The sequence below is a fragment of the Rhizobacter sp. AJA081-3 genome, from assembly GCF_017795745.1.
Taxonomy (GTDB): domain Bacteria; phylum Pseudomonadota; class Gammaproteobacteria; order Burkholderiales; family Burkholderiaceae_C; genus Piscinibacter.
Genome location: NZ_CP059067.1, coordinates 5,370,457 through 5,383,660, shown reverse-complemented (window position 1 = coordinate 5,383,660; position 13,204 = coordinate 5,370,457). Strand labels below are relative to the sequence as shown.

The 13,204-nt window shown below is 69.0% G+C and carries 12 protein-coding genes; 9 read left to right on the top strand and 3 right to left on the bottom strand.

Annotation, left to right across the window (positions count from 1 at the left end):
- Positions 1-138 precede the first annotated feature (138 nt).
- Positions 139-1,110: a LysR family transcriptional regulator gene (locus HZ992_RS25490; RefSeq protein ID WP_209384627.1), complete on the top strand. Its 972-nt coding sequence runs from the start codon at positions 139-141 to the stop codon at positions 1,108-1,110.
- Between the two features lie 6 nt (positions 1,111-1,116).
- Here the strand turns inward: HZ992_RS25490 and HZ992_RS25485 are convergent, their stop codons facing one another.
- Positions 1,117-1,902, bottom strand: coding sequence for an SDR family NAD(P)-dependent oxidoreductase (locus HZ992_RS25485; RefSeq protein WP_209384626.1), 786 nt, complete (start codon positions 1,900-1,902; stop codon positions 1,117-1,119).
- A gap of 84 nt (positions 1,903-1,986) precedes the next feature.
- Between HZ992_RS25485 and HZ992_RS25480 the strand changes: the two genes are divergently transcribed.
- The 6 genes from HZ992_RS25480 (at position 1,987) to mmsB (ending at position 9,532) form a co-directional block, all read left to right on the top strand.
- Positions 1,987-3,708 (top strand): IlvD/Edd family dehydratase, encoded by a 1,722-nt coding sequence (locus HZ992_RS25480; RefSeq protein ID WP_209384625.1) that lies wholly within the window; start codon positions 1,987-1,989, stop codon positions 3,706-3,708.
- A gap of 7 nt (positions 3,709-3,715) precedes the next feature.
- Positions 3,716-4,630 carry an SMP-30/gluconolactonase/LRE family protein gene (locus tag HZ992_RS25475; protein ID WP_209384624.1) on the top strand — a complete coding sequence of 305 codons (915 nt, stop codon included), beginning with the start codon at positions 3,716-3,718 and terminating at the stop codon, positions 4,628-4,630.
- Positions 4,627-5,562, top strand: a complete 936-nt coding sequence (locus HZ992_RS25470; RefSeq protein ID WP_209384623.1) for an aldose 1-epimerase — start codon at positions 4,627-4,629, stop codon at positions 5,560-5,562. Before HZ992_RS25475 ends, HZ992_RS25470 begins: the two co-directional genes overlap by 4 nt.
- Positions 5,563-5,642: 80 nt before the next feature.
- A complete protein-coding gene (gene chvE / locus HZ992_RS25465; protein WP_209384622.1) occupies positions 5,643-6,707 on the top strand; it encodes a multiple monosaccharide ABC transporter substrate-binding protein in 1,065 nt (354 codons plus the stop codon).
- A 101-nt stretch (positions 6,708-6,808) separates the two neighbouring features.
- Positions 6,809-8,329, top strand: a complete 1,521-nt coding sequence (mmsA, locus tag HZ992_RS25460; protein WP_305848848.1) for a multiple monosaccharide ABC transporter ATP-binding protein — start codon at positions 6,809-6,811, stop codon at positions 8,327-8,329.
- 9 nt (positions 8,330-8,338) lie between these two features.
- Complete coding sequence (gene mmsB / locus HZ992_RS25455; RefSeq protein ID WP_209384620.1) at positions 8,339-9,532, top strand: multiple monosaccharide ABC transporter permease; 1,194 nt, start codon at positions 8,339-8,341, stop codon at positions 9,530-9,532.
- A 60-nt stretch (positions 9,533-9,592) separates the two neighbouring features.
- Here the strand turns inward: mmsB and HZ992_RS25450 are convergent, their stop codons facing one another.
- The gene (locus HZ992_RS25450) at positions 9,593-9,784 is read right to left on the bottom strand and encodes a hypothetical protein (RefSeq protein ID WP_209384619.1); all 192 of its coding nucleotides are present in this window, start codon (positions 9,782-9,784) and stop codon (positions 9,593-9,595) included.
- A gap of 310 nt (positions 9,785-10,094) precedes the next feature.
- Here HZ992_RS25450 and HZ992_RS25445 point away from each other — a divergent pair, with 310 nt between their 5' ends.
- Positions 10,095-11,180 (top strand): hypothetical protein, encoded by a 1,086-nt coding sequence (locus tag HZ992_RS25445; protein WP_245213306.1) that lies wholly within the window; start codon positions 10,095-10,097, stop codon positions 11,178-11,180.
- The gene (locus HZ992_RS25440) at positions 11,177-12,313 is read left to right on the top strand and encodes a HupE/UreJ family protein (protein WP_209384618.1); all 1,137 of its coding nucleotides are present in this window, start codon (positions 11,177-11,179) and stop codon (positions 12,311-12,313) included. Before HZ992_RS25445 ends, HZ992_RS25440 begins: the two co-directional genes overlap by 4 nt.
- Here the strand turns inward: HZ992_RS25440 and HZ992_RS25435 are convergent.
- Complete coding sequence (locus HZ992_RS25435) at positions 12,211-13,107, bottom strand: DUF4198 domain-containing protein (RefSeq protein WP_209384617.1); 897 nt, start codon at positions 13,105-13,107, stop codon at positions 12,211-12,213. The genes HZ992_RS25440 and HZ992_RS25435 overlap by 103 nt on opposite strands.
- Positions 13,108-13,204: the final 97 nt, after the last annotated feature.

Genomic DNA, 13,204 nt, shown 5'->3' with positions numbered 1-13,204 from the left:
TCTCCGTCGTCCGGCGGTCGCGCGCAGCGCCCCGGAATTGATCTGCGGCAGATCGTACGGAGCGGACTGATAACGATCCAATAGATTTTCGGCCCCCAGACATATACGATTCGGGATGTCAGAACCGGACGAGGCCCGATGTCGAGCAACTACACGCACTGGTTCATCCGGGCGCGGCTGAAGACGCGGCAGCTGCTGCTGCTGATGGCGCTGGAGGAGGAAGGCAACATCCACCGCGCCGCGCAGGTGCTGAACATGACGCAGCCTGCCGCCTCCAAGCTGCTCAAGGAGCTGGAGGACATGCTGGGCGTGCCGTTGTTCGACCGGCTGCCGCGCGGCATGCGCGCCACCTGGTACGGCGAGACGATGATCCGCCACGCGCGCATGGCGCTGGCCAGCCTGTCGCAGGCGCACGACGAGATCGAGGCGCTCAAGTCGGGGCGCTTCGGCCAGGTCAGCATCGGCTCGATCACCGCGCCGGGGTTGAACCTGATGCCCACCGCCGTGGCGCAGGTCAAGCAGCAGCACCCGAGCCTGCGCGTGCAGCTGGCCATCGAGACCAGCGACGTGCTGATGGAGCGCCTCGCACAGGGCAAGCTCGACATGGTGGTGGGCCGGCTGTTCGAGCGCCACGACAAGAGCGCGCTGCGCTACGAGGCGATCGTGGAGGAGCCGGTCAGCGCGGTCGTGCGGCCGGGCCACCCGCTGCTGGCCAACACGCGGCTGAGCTTGCGCGACGTGGTCGGCAGCGGCTGGATCGTGCCGCCGCCGGGCAGCGTGCTGCGGCATCGCTTCGAGCTGATGTTCCAGGAGGAAGGGCTGGAGTCGCCCAGCAACCTGATCGAGACGACGGCGCTGCTGTTCGTCACCAAGATGCTGCAGGGCAGCGACCTGCTCGCGGTGATCGCCACCGACGTGGCGCGTTACTACGCGCAGCACGGCATGGTGGCCATCCTGCCGATCGCGCTGCCTTGCAAGATGGACGCCTTCGGGCTGATCACCCGCACCGACCGGCTGCTGTCGCCCGCGGCCAAGGTGATGCTGCGCGCGCTGAAGGCGGCCGCGCTGACCGTCTATGGCACCGAACTGGATCTGGCCGGATTGGAATGACGGCGGCTAGCGCCAACCGCCGTCGACGATGAACTCCTGGGCCGTGCACATGCGCGCGCCGTCGGACGCCAGGAACAGCACCATCGCCGCGATGTCCTCCGGCTGCAGTCGATCGGGCAGGCACTGGTTGCGGTCGATCTCGCGTTCGCCTTCGGGCGTGACCCACAGCTGCTTCTGCCGCTCGGTCATCACCCAGCCTGGCGTGACGGTGTTGACGCGGATGCGGTCGCGCCCGAGCGAGGCCGCATTGCCGCGTGTCAGGCCGTTCACCGCCGACTTGGCAATCGCGTAACACGGGTAGTCGGCCGATTTGATCTGCCAGCCGATCGAGCCCAGGTTGACGATGGCGCCACCGCCCAGCCGCTTCATGCCCGGCACCACCGCCTGCATCGCGAACAGCGCGGCGCGCTGGTTGATGGCGATGCGATCGTCGTAGAAGGCCGGCGTGATCGATTCCAGCGTGTGGCGGTCGTCGCTGGCGACGTTGTTGACCAGCGCGTGGAAGTCGCCGAGCGCGGCCGCGGCATCGGCGATGGCCGACTGCAGCGCCGCCACGTCGCGCACGTCGCAGGCACGCCACCAGGGCGCGGCCTGCCCGCCGGCGGCGAGCTTGGCGGCGAGCGCCTCGCTGGCAGCGGCGGCCACGTCCACGAAGGCAACGCGCGCGCCCTGCGCCACGAAGGCCGACACGATGGCCGCGCCGATGCCCGAGCCGCCGCCGGTCACGAAGACGGCCCGGCCGCGCAGGTCCGGGTACACCGCTGGCCAAGTTTGAGATATCGAAATCGACATGTCAGACACCTGATTGCTTATTTTTCATTTATCAGTGTGGAGCGATAGCATCCGGCGCGTCAAGCCGCCCTGGAGAACGTTCGCATGGATCCGAAGAAGCCCGTCCGCCGCAGCCAGGCCTGGTTCGGGCGCCAGGACCGCGACGGCTTCGTGCACCGCAGCTGGATCAAGAACCAGGGCTACCCGCACGACCTGCTCGACGGCCGCCCGGTGATCGGCATCTGCAACACCTGGAGCGAGCTGACGCCATGCAACGGGCACTTCCGCGAGCTGGCGGAGTTCGTCAAGCGCGGCGTCTACGAGGCGGGCGGCTTCCCGCTCGAGTTCCCGGTGATGTCGCTCGGCGAGACGCAGCTGCGGCCCACCGCGATGCTGTTCCGCAACCTCGCGTCGATGGACGTCGAGGAATCGATCCGCGGCAACCCGATCGACGGCGTGGTGCTGCTGATGGGCTGCGACAAGACCACGCCGGCGCTGTTGATGGGCGCGGCGAGCTGCGACCTGCCGACCATCGGACTGTCGGGCGGGCCGATGCTCAACGGCAAGTTCCGCGGCAAGGACATCGGCTCGGGCACCGGCGTGTGGCAGATGAGCGAGATGGTGCGCGCCGGCGAGATGACGATGGACGAGTTCACGCAGGCCGAGAGCTGCATGCACCGCAGCAAGGGCAGCTGCATGACGATGGGCACCGCATCGACGATGGCCAGCATGGTCGAGGCGCTGGGCATGTCGCTGCCAGAGAACGCCGCCATCCCTGCCGCCGACACGCGCCGCAACCGGCTCGCGCAGCTGACCGGCCGGCGCATCGTCGAGATGGTCAACGACGACCTGCGCATGTCGAAGATCCTCACGCGCGCCGCCTTCGAGAACGCCATCCGCACCAACGCGGCGATCGGCGGCTCGACCAATGCGGTGATCCATCTTCTCGCGGTGGCCGGCCGCATGGGCGTGGAGCTCAAGCTCGACGACTGGGACCGGCTCGGCTCGCAGGTGCCCTGCCTGGTCGACCTGCAGCCTTCGGGTCGCTTCCTGATGGAGGACTTCTTCTACGCCGGCGGCCTGCCCGCGGTGCTGAAGGAGATCCGCCACCTGCTGCACGCCGACGCCGTTACCGTGAACGGCAAGTCGATCGGCGAGAACATCGCCGAGGCGCCCTGCTGGAACCGCGAGGTGATCCGGCCGCTGGCCGAGCCCTTCAAGCCCGCCGCCGGCATCGCCGTGCTGCGCGGCAACCTGGCGCCCGACGGCGCCGTGATCAAGCCCTCGGCGGCCAGCGAGCACCTGCTGCAGCACCGCGGCCGCGCGGTGGTGTTCGAGAGCATCGAGGAGTTCCACGCGCGCATCGACGACGAGTCGCTCGACATCGACGAGCACTGCGTGATGGTGCTGAAGAACTGCGGCCCCAAGGGCTACCCCGGCATGGCCGAGGTGGGCAACATGCCGCTGCCGCCCAAGGTGCTGCGCAAGGGCATCACGGACATGGTGCGCATCAGCGATGCGCGCATGAGCGGCACCGCCTACGGCACCGTGGTGCTGCACACCTCGCCCGAGGCCGCCGCGGGCGGGCCGCTGGCGCTGGTGAAAGATGGCGACGTGATCGAGCTCGACGTGGCGAACCGCCGCCTGCACCTGGAGGTGGGCGACGCGGAGCTGGCACGCCGTCGCGCCGCCTGGACGGCGCCGGCGACGCCCGCACGCGGCTGGTACAAGGTCTACGTCGAGCATGTGCAGCAGGCGCACCTGGGCGCCGACCTCGACTTCCTGGTCGGCGGCAGTGGCGCGCCGGTGCCGCGCGACTCGCACTGATCACGTCATGAGCCTGCAGGCCCCCGCCCCCGCCCTCGGCAGCGTGCGCTGCGTCTGGCCCGCTGCGGCCACGCTGGGCGAAGGCACCTGCTGGTCGGTGCGCGAGCAATCGCTGTACTGGGTCGACATCCTCGAAAAACGCTTGTACCGCCACACCCCCGGCACCGGCGAACAGCGCCAGTGGACGCTCGACGACACGATCTCCGCCGTGGCTGAACGTACCGACGGCCCGGGCCTGGTGGTCACGCTGCGCCGCGGTTTCGCGTTCTACGAGCCAGCCACCGGCGCGCTGCGCCGGCTCGACGAACCCGAGCCCGAAAGAACCGCCAATCGCTTCAACGACGGCAAGTGCGATGCGCACGGCCGCTTCTGGGGCGGCACGATGGACACGGCCTGCCGCGAACCCACCGGCGCGCTGTACCGCTTCGATGGCCCCGGCCGCTGCGTGCGCGCCTTCGACGCCGGCTTCGCGGTGAGCAACGGGCCGACCTGGTCGCTCGATGGCCGCACGATGTTCTTCAACGACACGGTGCGCCGCACGGTCCATGCGTTCGCGTTCGACCCGGCCAGCGGCACGCTCGGCGCTTCGCGCGTGTTCCTTCGCTTCGAGCGCGGCGACGGCTTCCCCGACGGCATGACCACCGACGCGGCCGGCCGGCTGTGGATCGCGCACTGGGGCGCCGCCTGCGTGAGCTGCCACGACCCGGACAGCGGCGCCGAGCTGGCCAGAGTGAGCCTGCCCACCGACCACATCAGCAATGTCGCTTTCGGCGGGCCTGCATTGAAGACCCTGTTCATCACCAGCGCGCGCTTCGAGCTGGGCCCGGGGCAGCTTGCAGAGCAGCCGCTGGCGGGAGCGCTGTTTGCCGTCGAAACCGACGCGGCCGGGCTGCCGGCGAACCTGTTCGGGGCCAGCGCGTGACGAGCCCGCATGACATCGTCTGGCTCGAGTCCGCCCAGCAGCGCCTGGGCCTCGTGCCCACGCTCGGCGGCGGCGTCGCGCAATGGCGCTGGCTCGCCGACGGCCAACCGGTGGACCTGTGGCGCCCGTGGGCGGGCACGCAGGAGGACCGCTACACCCTGGCTTCCTTCGCGATGCTGCCGTGGTCCAACCGCATCAGCCACGGCGGCTTCGAGCACGATGGCCAGTGGTTCGACATGGCGCCCAACCGCGACGGCGAGCCCTACCCCATCCACGGCGACGGCTGGCTGCAGGCCTGGTCGCTGACGCGCCCGCAACGGCAGGTCGCCGAGATGCGGCTCGAATCGCGTCGCCACGGCGGCGGCCCCTACGCGTACGACGCCCTGCAGCGCTTCGAGCTGATCGATGACGGCCTGCTGCAAAGCGTGCGCGTGACGCACCGCGGCGAGACCCCGCTGCCCTATGGCCTGGGGCTGCACCCCTGGTTCCCGCGCACGCCGCAGACCAGGGTGCAGGCCCGCGTGGGCGGTGTATGGCTGAGCGGCGACGACCCGATCCCGACGCAGCGCACGCATGACCTGCCCGCGGGCTGGGACCTGAACCGCAACGCCCCGATGAACGGCCCGCTGATCGACAACGGCTACGACGGCTGGGATGGCAACGCGAGCATCCATTGGCCCGAGCGCGGCCTGGCGGTTCACCTGACGATGGAGCCGCTGAACACGCCGCGCGGGCCGATCGCCCCGGAGCACTGCCTCGTCTACCGGCCGCCGGCGGGCGAAGCGTTCTGCTTCGAGCCGATCACGCAACCCATCGATGCCTTCCACCTGCCCGGCCGGCCGGGGCTCGTGACACTGGCCCGAGGCGAAACACTGATGTTGCGGGTGCACTGGCGCGTCGATACTCGCGCACCCCGTACGAACCCAGACTGACCGTGATGGCCGTGCCGGTTCGAGCGGTGCGGCAATCGATCCGTGACAACAACACTCGAACGAACAAAAGGAGACTCCGCATGAAACTGATGAAAACGTTGCTGGCCACCGTGGGCCTGGCCACCGCCGCCTGGATGGCCCCGGCCGCCGCGCAAGACAAGGGCGCCGTGGGCATCTCGATGCCCACCAAGTCCTCGGCCCGCTGGATCGCCGACGGCGACAACATGGTCAAGGTGTTCAAGGAGAAGGGCTACAAGACCGACCTCCAGTACGCCGACGACGACATCCCGAACCAGCTCGCGCAGGTCGAGAACATGATCACCAAGGGGGTGAAGGTTCTCGTCATCGCCGCCATCGACGGCACCACGCTGTCCGGCGCGCTGCAGAAAGCGGCTGACAAGGGCGTCAAGGTCATCGCCTACGACCGCCTGATCCGCGGCTCGAAGAACGTCGACTACTACACCACCTTCGACAACTTCCAGGTCGGCGTGCTGCAGGCCGGATCGATCGTCGACAAGCTCGGCCTGAAGGCCGGCAAGGGCCCGTTCAACATCGAGCTATTCGGCGGCTCGCCCGACGACAACAATGCCTTCTTCTTCTACGACGGCGCGATGTCGGTGCTCAAGCCCTACATCGACAGCGGCAAGCTGGTCGTGCGCAGCAAGCAGATGGGCATGGACAAGGTCGGCACGCTGCGCTGGGACGGCGCGGTCGCGCAGGCGCGCATGGACAACCTGCTGTCGGCCTTCTACGGCAAGGAGAAGGTGCACGCGGTGCTGTCGCCGTACGACGGCCTGAGCATCGGCATCCTGTCGTCGCTCAAGGGCGTGGGCTACTGCACGGCGGCGCAACCGTGCCCGGTCGTCAGCGGCCAGGACGCCGAGATTCCGTCGGTCAAGTCCATGCTCAAGGGCGAGCAGTACTCCACCGTGTTCAAGGACACGCGCGACCTGGCCCGCGTGACGGCCAACCTGGTCGATGCGGTGCTCGCCGGAAAGACCCCGGAGATCAACGACACCAAGACCTACAACAACGGCGTGAAAGTGGTGCCCAGCTACCTGCTCAAGCCGGTGGCAGTGGACGCGTCGAACTGGAAGAAGGTGCTCATCGACAGCGGTTATTACAAGGAGAGCCAGGTCAAGTAGGACGGACCGGCACCCCCGAGAAGGTCCCGCTTTCGCGGGACCTTTTTTGCGTGCACCATCCGCGCCAACAAGGAGACAAGGTGGACGACGCGATCCTCGACATGCGCGGCATCACCAAGCGCTTTCACGGCGTGACCGCGCTGGAGAACGTGAACCTGAGCGTGCGCGCCGGCGAGATCCACGCCGTGGTCGGCGAGAACGGCGCGGGCAAGTCCACGCTGATGAAGGTGCTCTCGGGTGTCTACCCGCACCCGGAGTACGAAGGCGAGATCCGCTACCTGGGCCAGGAGCGGCGTTTCTCGGGCATCCACGACAGCGAGCAACTGGGCATCATCATCATCCACCAGGAGCTGGCGCTGGTGCCTCTGCTGTCGATCGCCGAGAACATCTTTCTCGGCAACGAGCAGGCGAAACACGGCGTGATCGACTGGACGCTCGCGCACCGCAAGACGCGCGAGCTGCTCGCCAAGGTGGGCCTGAAGGAATCGCCGGCCACACTGATCACCGACATCGGTGTCGGCAAGCAGCAGCTGGTGGAGATCGCCAAGGCGCTGTCCAAGGAAGTGAAGCTCCTGATCCTCGACGAGCCCACCGCCAGCCTGAACGAGAGCGACAGCGATGCGCTGCTCGAGCTGCTGCTGGAGCTCAAGTCGCACGGCATCGCCTGCATCCTCATCTCGCACAAGTTGAACGAGATCGCCAAGGTGGCTGATGCGATCACCGTGCTGCGCGACGGCTCGACCATCACCACGATCGATTGCCGCGACCGAGAAGTCAACGGCCCGGCCAGCGAAGACCTGATCATCCGTGCCATGGTCGGCCGCGAGATGGCCGACCGTTACCCGAAGCGCACGCCGAAGATCGGCGAGACGGTGTTCGAGCTGCGCGACTGGCGCGTGTTCCACCCGATCCACACCGAGCGCGAGGTGGTCAAGGGCGTCAACCTGACGGTGCGCCGGGGCGAGATCGTGGGCATCGCCGGCCTGATGGGCGCGGGCCGCACCGAGCTGGCGATGAGCGTGTTCGGCCGCACTTACGGCCGCCGCATCAGCGGCACCGTGCGCATGCACGGCCGCGACATCGACACCAGCACCGTGGGCAAGGCGGTGGCCCACGGCATCGCCTACGTCACCGAAGACCGCAAGTCGCTCGGCCTCGTGCTCGACGACAGCATCGCCCACAACACGACGCTGGCGCACCTGGACGGCGTGTCGCGCCACGGCGTGATCGACGAGGGCCGCGAGTTCGCCGTCGCCAACGACTACCGCCAGCGCCTGGCCACGCGCTGCGCCGGCGTGCACCAGCCGGTGGTCAACCTGTCGGGCGGCAACCAGCAGAAGGTGGTGCTGGCCAAGTGGCTGTTCGCCGACCCCACGCTGCTGATCCTCGACGAACCCACGCGCGGCATCGACGTCGGCGCCAAGTTCGAGATCTACACGCTGATCGCCCGCCTGGCCGAAGAAGGCCGCAGCATCCTGATGATCTCGTCGGAGATGCCCGAGCTGCTGGGCATGTGCGACCGCATCCACGTGATGAACGAGGGCGAGTTCGTCGCCGAGTTCGATGCCGGCGAGGCCTCGCAGGAGAAGATCATGCGCGCCATCGTCAAAGCCGGGACCTGAGAGGAACGCATGGAACACACGCTCGACAAGGCTCCCGGCACGGCCGGCCCGCGCACCGGCCACTTCCTGAAGCAGAACCTGCGCGAGTACGGCATGCTGCTGTCGCTGGTGGCGATCATGATCTTCTTCCAGGTCATGACCGACGGCACGCTGCTGCAGCCGCTGAACCTCACGAACCTCGTGCTGCAGAACAGCTACATCATCATCATGGCGCTGGGCATGCTGCTGGTCATCGTGGCCGGCCACATCGACCTGTCGGTCGGCTCGGTGTGCGGCTTCGTCGGCGCGCTGGCCGCCGTGCTGATGGTCAACTACGAATGGCATTTCGTGCCGGCGACGATCGCCTGCCTGGTCGTCGGCGCACTGATCGGCGCGGCGCAGGGCTGGTTCGTCGCCTACTTCCACATCCCCTCGTTCATCGTCACGCTGGCCGGCATGCTGGTGTTCAAGGGCCTGGCGCTGGCGCTGCTCAACGGCCAGTCGGTCGGCCCCTTCCCGGAGACCTTCCAGAAGCTCAGCTCGGGCTTCATTCCCGATGCGTTCGGCGGCACCGAACTGCGGCTGACCTCGCTGCTGCTGGGCGTGCTGGTGGCGCTGGCCATGGTGGCGATGGCCTGGCGCGCGCGCGGCAACCAGCAACTGCACGGCATGGAGACCGAGCCGATGGTGCTGTTCGCCAGCCGCAATGCGGTGTTCGCCACGATCCTGGTGGCGCTGAGCTGGCTGCTGGCCACCTACAAGGGCCTGCCCAACGTGCTGATCATCATGTTCGTGCTGATGGTGGCCTACGACTTCGTCACCAGCCGCACGACGATCGGCCGTCGCATCTACGCACTGGGCGGCAACGAAAAGGCGGCGCGGCTGTCGGGCATCCGCACCGAGCGGCTGGCCTTCTACACCTTCGTCAACATGGGCGTGCTGGCTGCCCTGGCCGGGCTGGTGTTCGCAGCGCGGCTGAACACCGCGACGCCGAAGGCGGGCCTGGGCTTCGAGCTCGACGTGATCGCCGCCTGCTTCATCGGCGGCGCGTCTGCTTCGGGCGGCGTGGGCAGGGTGATGGGCGCGGTGATCGGCGCCTTCGTGATGGGCGTGATGAACAACGGCATGTCCATCCTGGGCATCGGCATCGACTACCAGCAGGTCATTAAGGGCCTGGTGCTGCTCGCCGCGGTGTGCGTGGACGTCTACAACAAGAAGAAATAGCCGCTCCCAATGAAAACGGGCCGCGCATCCAGCGCGGCCCGCTTCGCGTAGAAGGAAGAATTACTTCTTCGCTTCTTCGGCCTTCTTGACGGCCTTCTTCGCGGCTTCCTTCGGGGCCTTCTTGGCAGCGCTGGCCTTGGCAGCCGGGGCGCTGGCCTTCATCGGGGCGGCGGCGGCGTGGGAGGCAGCCTGGGCGTTGAAGGCCACGGCAGCGAACATGGCGACGATCAGGGTGGACAGGGTCTTGGTCATAAGAAGCTCTTTATCGGTTGGAGTGAAACGTAGTGCAGCGAGGGGACTTGCCGGTTCGCCGCATCGCGCCCGGCCCCGGGGTCCGATTCGACCCTGGACTATCCGAAACGCGATGACCCGCCATCGGTTGACGCAGGCCGGCGCGGATTGTGACGGGATGGCCATGACAGAGATCAGCTTGGTCGCATACTGTTGCGCTTCACTGACGGTTCTTCCGGTGCGCCGAGTTCTTTCCGCTCTTCTCCTTGCCGCCTCGTTCGGGGGCGGCCCCGCCCAGGCGGCCCCCTTCACCCCCACCTCCGACCAGCAGGTGCTGGAGCGCCTGCCGGCCGGCGCTGCCGACCCGCGCCAGCGCGAATTGCGCGAACTTCGCGACCGTTGGCGTGCGCAACCCACCGATGCCGACGCGGCCGTGGCGCTGGCCCGGCGCTACTTCGAGGCCTCGGCAGCCGAAGGCGACCCGCGTTACGTCGGGTACGCGCAGGCAGCGCTTGCGCCATGGTGGGACAAACCCGAACCCCCGGCCGAGGTGCGCGTGATGCGCGCCGTGCTGCGGCAGTTCGGCCACGAGTTCGACGCAGCGCTGGCCGACCTGTCTGCGGCGGTGCAGCACGACCCCGGCGACGGCGAAGCCTGGGCCTGGCAAGTGGCCATCCGGCTCGTGCGGGCGCAGTACCCGCAGGCGCGCGAAGCCTGCGAGCAGCTGGCGCCGCTGGCCGAGCCGCTGATCGGAGCCGGCTGCCGAGCGCAGGTGGATTCGCTCACCGGCCGCGCCGGCGCGGCGGCCGAGGCCCTGCGCGCCGCATTGCGAGCCGACGCGGCGGCCAGCCCTGAGCAGCGCCTGTGGTCGCTGACGCGCCTGGCCGAGATCGAGGAGCGGCGCGGCCGCTTCGCTGAATCCGAAGCGGCGTTCCGCGCCGCGCTGGCGCTCGGCCTGCCCGACGTCTACCTGCTGTCGGCCTACGCCGATTTCCTGCTCGACCGCGGGCGCGCGCCGGAAGTGCTGGCGCTGCTGAAGGACAAGGAACGCTCCGACCTGCTGCTGCTGCGCCTGGCCATCGCCGGCAAGGCGAGCGAATCGGCCCAGGCTGCGGCCTGGGCCGATTCGCTGGCCGCGCGCTTCGACGCTGCCCGGCTGCGCGGCGACGCGCTGCATCAGAAGGAGGAGGCGCGCTTCGCGCTGGCGATGCTGGGGCAACCCAAGCGCGCCTTGCCGCTGGCCAGCGCGAACTATGTGCTGCAGCGCGAGCCGGCCGACGCCCGCGTGCTGCTCGAGGCCGCCGTGGCCGCACGCGACCCGGCCGCGGCCGAGCCGGTGCTGCGCTGGCTCGCCGAGACCGGCGCCGAGAGCGTCGTGCTGCGCCAGTTGGCGGCGCAACTGAAGGGCAAGCCATGAGCCTCGCCCTTCGCTGGCTGGCCTGGTGCGCCGCGTCGTTCTGGCTCGCCGCGCCCGCGCTGGCGCACAAGCCCTCCGACAGCTACCTGAGCATCACGCAGACGGCCACCGCCCTCACCGGCCAGTGGGACATCGCGCTGCGCGACCTCGACTTCGCCATCGGCCTGGACGCCGACGGCAACGGCGAGATCACCTGGGGCGAGGTGCGCTCGCACCATGCCGACATCGCCGCCTATGCGCTCGCGCGCCTGGCCGTCGAGGGCGACGGCCAGCCCTGCGTGGTGCGCGCCGGTGAACAACTGATCGACCAGCACACCGACGGCGCCTACTCCGTCATCCCGCTGCAGCTGAGCTGCCCGGGTGCGCCGGCCCAGTTGCGGCTGACCTACCGGCTGTTCGCCGACATCGACCCGCAGCATCGCGGGCTGTTGCGCCTGGAGGCGCAGGGGCAGTCGCGCGCGGCCGTGCTCGGCCCGAGCGCGCCGACCCAGGCCTTCGATCTCGCGCAGCCCAGCCGGATCGGCCAGTTCGCCGACTACGCGCGCGAAGGCGTGTGGCACATCTGGATCGGCTACGACCACATCCTGTTCCTGCTCTCGCTGCTGCTGCCGGCCGTGCTCGCCTGGCGGGCGGCGCGCTGGCAGCCGGCAGCGAACTTCCGCGACGCCTTCGTCGACGTGCTGAAGATCGTCACCGCGTTCACATTGGCGCACTCGATCACGCTGTCGCTGGCCACGCTGGGCTTGATCTCGCTGCCCTCGCGCTGGGTCGAGTCGGCCATCGCCGCGTCGGTGGTGCTGGCGGCGCTGAACAACCTGTGGCCGCTGTTCCATGGCCGCCGCTGGGCAATGGCCTTCGCCTTCGGACTGATCCACGGGTTCGGCTTCGCCAGCGTGCTGGCCGACCTGGGCCTGCCACAGGGAACGCTGGCCCTCGCGCTGGTCGGCTTCAATGTGGGCGTGGAACTCGGCCAGTTGGCCATCGTGGCGGCCTTCCTGCCGCTGGCCTTCATGCTGCGCGACACGCGCTTCTACCAGCGCGGCGTGTTCGTCGGCGGCTCGTCGGCCATCGCCGTGCTGGCGGCGCTGTGGTTCGCCGAAAGGGCGTTCGAGCTCAAGCTGCTGCCGTTCTGATCCATCGGCGCGGCCACGTCGAAGGCCAGCGTGATGAATCGGCTGTCCCAGGTGCCGGGGCGCTCGCTCGAAGGCCGCAGGTCGGTGCCGCGCAGCACCCAGCGGCCCGCCAGCGGCAGCCGCGTCTGCACACGCCCCTGCGCGTCGGTGATCCGCCAGAAGCCCATCGGCGCGCGTTCGTGGCGAAACTCGACGGCCAGGCCGGCCAGCGGCTGGCCGTCGCGCAGCAGCTGGAAGCTCGCGGTGTCGCCGCGGCGCCAGCCGGCCGGCTCGCCCAACGGCACCGCGTCCATCGCCATGCCCGGCGCGGCGGCCCGCCTGGCCTGCGTGCCCGGCAGCTCGATGCGTGCGTGCTTCGCATAGCGCTCCTTCCAGGGCAGACCGCGGCCGCGCATCCCGGCCCAGGCCGCATGCACGGCCGGCGAGGCATGGATCTCCTTCAGGTAGACGGCGATCTTGTCCGGCGGCAGCTCGAGCTCGAAAGGCAGCGACTGCGCCCAGCAGCTCAGCCCACCCGTTGCCGGCGGCGTGCGCAGCTGCAGGGCCTGGTCGAGCGCGCGCAGCGGCTGCAGCGCTTGCGCGGACTCGTCGGCCTGGCGGCAGGCCGCAAGCTGCAACGACTCGACGGCGAGCGGCGTCTCCAGCACCGGGTACTGGTTGCCAGTGCCCAGCGACAGCGTCCAGCGGCCCGACGCATCCCGGGCCTCGCGGTGGAACCAGGTGTCGTGGGCCAGTGCCGGCGTGCTGGCCACCAGCAGGAGCGCGAAGCTGCGCAATCGAAAGGCTCGGTTCATGGGGTCCGCCGGGAGTGAGTACCTCGCTCTACGCAGTGCGTGCCGCATCGGATGCATGGGGTTCCGGCGCCGATCCAACTCCCTTACAGTGAACCGT

Bases quoted from the DNA above. Each gene is read 5' to 3' on its own strand.
- HZ992_RS25435 (WP_209384617.1), bottom strand. From the start codon at position 13,107: ATGAACCGAGCCTTTCGATTGCGCAGCTTCGCGCTCCTGCTGGTGGCC.
- mmsB (WP_209384620.1), top strand. From the start codon at position 8,339: ATGGAACACACGCTCGACAAGGCTCCCGGCACGGCCGGCCCGCGCACC.
- chvE (WP_209384622.1), top strand. From the start codon at position 5,643: ATGAAACTGATGAAAACGTTGCTGGCCACCGTGGGCCTGGCCACCGCC.
- HZ992_RS25490 (WP_209384627.1), top strand. From the start codon at position 139: ATGTCGAGCAACTACACGCACTGGTTCATCCGGGCGCGGCTGAAGACG.
- HZ992_RS25440 (WP_209384618.1), top strand. From the start codon at position 11,177: ATGAGCCTCGCCCTTCGCTGGCTGGCCTGGTGCGCCGCGTCGTTCTGG.
- HZ992_RS25485 (WP_209384626.1), bottom strand. From the start codon at position 1,902: ATGTCGATTTCGATATCTCAAACTTGGCCAGCGGTGTACCCGGACCTG.
- HZ992_RS25475 (WP_209384624.1), top strand. From the start codon at position 3,716: ATGAGCCTGCAGGCCCCCGCCCCCGCCCTCGGCAGCGTGCGCTGCGTC.
- HZ992_RS25450 (WP_209384619.1), bottom strand. From the start codon at position 9,784: ATGACCAAGACCCTGTCCACCCTGATCGTCGCCATGTTCGCTGCCGTG.
- mmsA (WP_305848848.1), top strand. From the start codon at position 6,809: ATGCGCGGCATCACCAAGCGCTTTCACGGCGTGACCGCGCTGGAGAAC.
- HZ992_RS25480 (WP_209384625.1), top strand. From the start codon at position 1,987: ATGGATCCGAAGAAGCCCGTCCGCCGCAGCCAGGCCTGGTTCGGGCGC.